Here is a 4922-nt window from a genome sequence, read left to right as displayed (position 1 = left end):
GAGGATGCGCACCTTGCCCGACTGCGACTGGCCCTTCAGTTCCTCGACTTCGCCGACGCCGATGTCCAGCGTGCCGTTCAGCACGTTGATCATCATGTCGCCGCCGCCTTCGTGCGGAACCACGGGCACCTTCACGTTCATCTTGCGCGACATGCGTTCCAGCGCGATCCGTTCGAGTGAAGTTGGATTGGCCGCGCCCCAGCGCGCCTTGCCGGGATTGCGGCGCGCGTGCTCGATTACGTCCGTGAGCGTGCGGAACGGCGCGTCGGCGCGCGTGAAGATCACCTCCGGGTCCTCGAACACGATCGCCACCGGTTCCAGCGCCGTGTAGCCCACCTCGGGCTTGGACAGCAGCGTGGTCTGGATGTAGGTGGGCGTGGTGGCGTAGAACACGCTGCCATCCGGCTTGGCGCGCGCCACCATCGCCATGGCCTTGGCGCCGCTGCCGCCGGTGACGTTCTCCACCGCGAAGTTGACGCCCAGCGCGGGGCCGAGATGGCGCGCCAGTTCGCGCAGGAAGACATCGCTGCCGCCGCCGGGGCTGGAATGCGTCACCAGCGTCACGCGCTGGTGCGGGTAGGCCGGCTGCGCCGCCGCGGCGGCGGCGCAGGTCGCGGCCAGCGCGAACGCGGCAGCCCCAGGCAGGTGCATCATGCGAAGCCCCTTTCGCGGCGCAGTGTGCCAGCGGGCCTGCGGGGCGCCATCAGGGTTGACCCCGCGCGGCGGCGGATCTGCTGGCGCCTGCGCGGCGACTGCGTTCGCGCGGAATCAGCTTATAGCTGGCGGTCATCAACCCTCTGTGACAATGGCGCGTGGGCATTGCGCAGTACCTCAAGGAAATCGGCCGCGGCAAGCAGGGCGCGCGTTCGCTCGCGCGCGAGCAGGCGGCGGACCTGTTCGGCCAGATCCTCGACGGCGACGTGACCGACCTGGAGATCGGCGCCTTCTGCATCGCCATGCGCGTGAAGGGCGAGACGCCGGAAGAGATGTGCGGCTTCCTCGATGCCACCCATGCGCGGCTGCAGCGCGCCGCCTCGGCCAGCGGCAAGCCGGTGGTCGTGCTGCCCAGCTACAACGGGGCGCGCCGGCTGCCGGTGCTCACGCCCCTGCTGGCCGGCCTGGTCGCGCGGCGCGGCCTGCCCGTGCTGATCCACGGCGCCGCCACCGAGTCGAGCCGCGTCTTCGTGCGCGACGTGCTGGAGGCGCTGGACATCGAACCCAGCGGCGCCGCGCCCGTGCTGCGCGACGGCCAGCTCGCCTTCGTGCCCACCGAAGTGCTGCACTCCGGATTGAAGCGCCTGCTGGATGCGCGCCGTGCCATCGGCCTGCGCAACAGCGCCCACAGCCTGGTGAAGCTGATGAATCCCTGCCTTGGTGCGGCGGTGATCGTCAGCAGCTACACCCACCCCGAATACGCCGCTTCCATGGGCGCTGTGTTCGAGCGCATCGGCGCGACAGCGCTGCTGCTGCGCGGCACCGAGGGCGAGGCGGTGGCCGACGCGCGCCGCCTGCCGCAGATGGAGGGCTTTCGCCAGGGACAGCGGATGACGCTGGAGCCCGGCCGCCAGGGCACGCTGACCGACCTGCCCGCGCTGCCGAAAGAGGTGGACCCCGAGACCACTGCGGCCTACATCCGCGACGTGCTCGCCGGGCGCAAGCCGGTGCCCGAATCCATCGCGCTGCAGGTGGAACACATCTTGCACCTCGCCCTGGCATGAACACAGGCAAAGTCACCCTCGTGGGCGCCGGCCCCGGCGATCCGGAACTGCTGACGCTCAAGGCGCTGAAGGCGATCCAGGCCGCCACCGTGCTGCTGGTGGACGACCTCGTGAATCCCGAGATCGTCGCCTTCGCGCCGCCGCACGCGCGCATCGTGCGCGTGGGCAAGCGCGGCGGCTGCCACAGCACGCCGCAGGCCTTCATCGAGAAGCTGATGGTGATGGCCGCGCGCGAAGGCGAGAACGTGGTGCGCCTGAAGGGCGGCGACCCGTTCATCTTCGGCCGTGGCGGCGAGGAGGCCGAGCACCTGCGCGCCGCGGGCATCGCGGTGGAAGTGGTCAACGGCATCACGGCCGGCCTGGCCGCCGTCACCTCGCTGGGCGTGCCGCTCACGCACCGGGAACATGCACAGGGCGTGGTGTTCCTGACCGGCCATGCCCGAAGCGGTGCATGCCCGCCCGAGTGGCAGGGCCTGGCCGCCGCGGCGCGGGAGGCGCACCTCACGCTGGTGATCTACATGGGCATGAGCGGCGCCGCCCACATCCAGCAGCAACTGCTGGCGGGCCTGCCCGCGCACACGCCGGCAGCGATCGTGCAGCGCGCCTCGCTGCCGGACCAGCGCCACGCGGTCACCACGCTGGGCGAGCTCGCCGCCACCATCGCGCGCGAGGGGCTCGCCAGTCCCGCCGTGATCGTGGTGGGTGACGTGATCCGCGGCGTCGCCCTGGCCGCCGAGGCGGTGACGGCGGCGCGGGCCGCCTGAAGATTCGGCATCCGCGCCACACCGGCGTTAAGTCGATTTCCTGGCCATCCCGGGCCCGCACGGGCCCGATCAGAGGATGTGCCGCGGAATCCGCCCTTTGTTCACCGCATCGGTGCCGCCGCGGCTCGGCCAGAATCGGCGCACCCACTCATTTCAATTCAACATTCAGAGGACGGAGCGATGCAGGCAAGGAAGACGGTGATCGTGGCGCTGGCGGCGATGCTGGGCATGGGCGCGGCATGGGCGGAAGGTGCCGCCACGGCCAAGGAAGCCGAGGCGATGGTGAAGAAGGGCGTGGCCTACATCAAGGCCAACGGCAAGGAGAAGGGCTTCGCCGAGATCACCCGCCGCGACAGCAAGGAGTTCCACGACCGCGACCTGTACCTGGCCGCGCACAAGCTCGATGGCACCTGCGTGGCGCACGGCACCAACGAGAAGATGGTCGGCAAGAACTTCATCGACATGAAGGACATCGACGGCAAGGAGTACATCAAGGAGCGCGTCGAGCTGGGCAAGACCAAGGCCACCTTCTACACCGACTACAAGTTCGTCAACCCGGTGAGCAAGAAGATCGAGCCGAAGACGGCCTACTGCGAGCGCCTGGACGACTACGTCGTCTGCGGCGGCGTCTACAAGTAAGCGAGCGCGAAACCCGGGCGCCGGCCGGCACGCCCGGCGCGCCGGGCGGCTCGGGAAGGGCCGGGGGCACGGCGACAATACCGGCCCGATGGCCCAGAAGAGTGTGTTGCAGGAAGCGCGCGAGGTGCAGCTCGCGGTGACGCTGATCGAACTGGGCGCCCGGCTGCAGTTCCTGGAGGCGGAGGTGGGCCTCAGCCGCGACCGGCTGGTGCGCCTGTACAAGGAGATCCGCGGCGCCTCGCCGCCCAAGGGCCTGCTGCCCTTCTCCACCGACTGGTACATGACGTGGATGGCGAACATCCACGCCTCCCTGTTCTACAACTTCTACCTGCACATGCTGCCGCTGGCCGAAGGCCGGCTGGAGGCGCTGATCAAGGCCTTCCGCATGTACCAGCAGCAGCTGGAGCTGCACGGCGACGAGCCGGTGCTCGATTTCACCCGCGCCTCCACGCTGGTGCGCTTCTTCGACAGCGGCATGCTGGATCTGGCCACCTGCACCCGTTGCACCGGCCGCTTCGTGGCCCATGCCCACGACGACCAGCGCGATTACGTCTGCGTGCTGTGCCGCCCGCCGGCGCGCGCCGGCAAGAAGAAGCCGCAGCCGGCCTTGACCTGAGCGGCGTGGCGCGCGGTGCACGGCGCGCTCCACCCGTCCGGGCACCGGCGCCTCCCATCCGGCAATGCCCTTCCGCGCCCCGGATCCAGGTAACACACTGTCACAATCGCGCCGCAAGACAAAGGGGCGTTGGGAGCCCCAGGAGACAGGCATGCCATCGGCGGACGCTTCCAGGGAAATCGCGGATCTGAACCTCACCTACATGCTGCTCGCCCAGAAGCTGCTGCGGGAGGACCGCGCGGCGGCGATGCTGCGCCTGGGCATCGGGGCCGAGACGGCGGACCTGCTGCTCGCGATGTCGATGGGGGAAGTGGTCAAGCTCGCCACCAGCAACTTCGTGCTGTGCGGATTCCGGCTGCACGACCTGCCGATCGCCCGCACCGTGATGCAGGACGCGCGCGAGTGCACGCTGCAGCAGGCCCACCTGTCGATCGTGCTCGCCGGACAGGCCGCCGCGGCCTGAAGTCGTCCCCGCGCAGGCGCGAGGACGACCGCTGCCTCAGGGCTCCTGCCGGATCACGTCGCGCACCGTGAAACCCACCTGGCGCAGCACCGCGCTGCTGCCGGCGGCGGTGCCGAAGCCGGTGAGCTGCGCCACCGGCGCCCAGCGCAGGATCTCGCCGTCGGCCAGCTGCTTCTCGATCGCGGCGCGCACCGTGTAGACGAAGCGGCCCTTGGCGTCCGCGCTGCAGTGCAACTCCGTTCGCAGCGCCATGTCCTTGGGCAGGTCCAGGCCCGCGGCGGAACCGACCTTGCGGACTTCGTCGCGCAGGGCGCCGGCGCTGATGCCCGGGCAATCCGACAGCTGCTGGGTTTCGTAGGTGCCGGCCTGGGCCGCACCCGCTGCGGCGCCCACCAGGGCCAGCAGCAACATCGAGGCTTTCCACATGGGCATTCCCTTCTCCATCACAGTTCGAATGAAACAAATCGTAAGTTGAAGAAGAGGAATGCAATCGGTCGAACAGCGGCCCAAATCCAGTCCACCTCCGGCGCACCCGGATAATCCGCCGCGATGACGGACACGACGCCGCCCCCTTTCTTCGATGCCGTCGTGATCGGCGCCGGGGCCGCCGGCCTCTTCTGCGCCGGCGTGGCCGGCCAGCGCGGCGTGCGGGTGCTGCTGCTGGACCATGCGGAAAAGATCGCCGAGAAGATCCGCATCTCCGGCGGCGGCCGCTGCAACTT

At 69.6% G+C, this 4922-nt stretch carries 8 protein-coding genes; 6 read left to right on the top strand and 2 right to left on the bottom strand.

The features are described from left to right. Positions 1 to 654 (bottom strand): tripartite tricarboxylate transporter substrate binding protein (locus VFM98_RS15935; RefSeq protein ID WP_325110884.1); only part of this gene is annotated, 654 nt, incomplete at its 3' end. Positions 655 to 812: 158 nt separating this feature from the next. Between VFM98_RS15935 and ybiB the strand changes: the two genes are divergently transcribed. From ybiB to flhD, 5 genes are all read left to right on the top strand, one after another. Further along, positions 813 to 1718, top strand: a complete 906-nt coding sequence (ybiB, locus tag VFM98_RS15930) for a DNA-binding protein YbiB (RefSeq protein ID WP_325110883.1) — start codon at positions 813 to 815, stop codon at positions 1716 to 1718. Continuing rightward, positions 1715 to 2482, top strand: coding sequence for a uroporphyrinogen-III C-methyltransferase (cobA, locus tag VFM98_RS15925; protein WP_325110882.1), 768 nt, complete (start codon positions 1715 to 1717; stop codon positions 2480 to 2482). Before ybiB ends, cobA begins: the two co-directional genes overlap by 4 nt. Positions 2483 to 2662: 180 nt before the next feature. Beyond that, positions 2663 to 3121 (top strand): cache domain-containing protein, encoded by a 459-nt coding sequence (locus tag VFM98_RS15920; RefSeq protein WP_325110881.1) that lies wholly within the window; start codon positions 2663 to 2665, stop codon positions 3119 to 3121. Between the two features lie 88 nt (positions 3122 to 3209). Next, positions 3210 to 3737, top strand: a complete 528-nt coding sequence (gene flhC, locus VFM98_RS15915) for a flagellar transcriptional regulator FlhC (protein WP_325110880.1) — start codon at positions 3210 to 3212, stop codon at positions 3735 to 3737. 151 nt (positions 3738 to 3888) lie between these two features. Further along, positions 3889 to 4200 (top strand): flagellar transcriptional regulator FlhD, encoded by a 312-nt coding sequence (gene flhD, locus VFM98_RS15910; protein WP_325110879.1) that lies wholly within the window; start codon positions 3889 to 3891, stop codon positions 4198 to 4200. A 36-nt stretch (positions 4201 to 4236) separates the two neighbouring features. On the opposite strand, the gene VFM98_RS15905 is transcribed toward flhD, so the two are convergent. Then, the gene (locus tag VFM98_RS15905; RefSeq protein ID WP_325110878.1) at positions 4237 to 4632 is read right to left on the bottom strand and encodes a hypothetical protein; all 396 of its coding nucleotides are present in this window, start codon (positions 4630 to 4632) and stop codon (positions 4237 to 4239) included. A 117-nt stretch (positions 4633 to 4749) separates the two neighbouring features. Between VFM98_RS15905 and VFM98_RS15900 the strand changes: the two genes are divergently transcribed. Further along, the coding region (locus VFM98_RS15900; RefSeq protein WP_325110885.1) for an NAD(P)/FAD-dependent oxidoreductase at positions 4750 to 4922 on the top strand (173 nt) is incomplete at its 3' end.

It is taken from the genome of Ramlibacter sp., assembly GCF_035706265.1.
Lineage (GTDB): Bacteria > Pseudomonadota > Gammaproteobacteria > Burkholderiales > Burkholderiaceae_C > Ramlibacter.
This window is presented reverse-complemented; position numbering and strand designations above follow the sequence as displayed.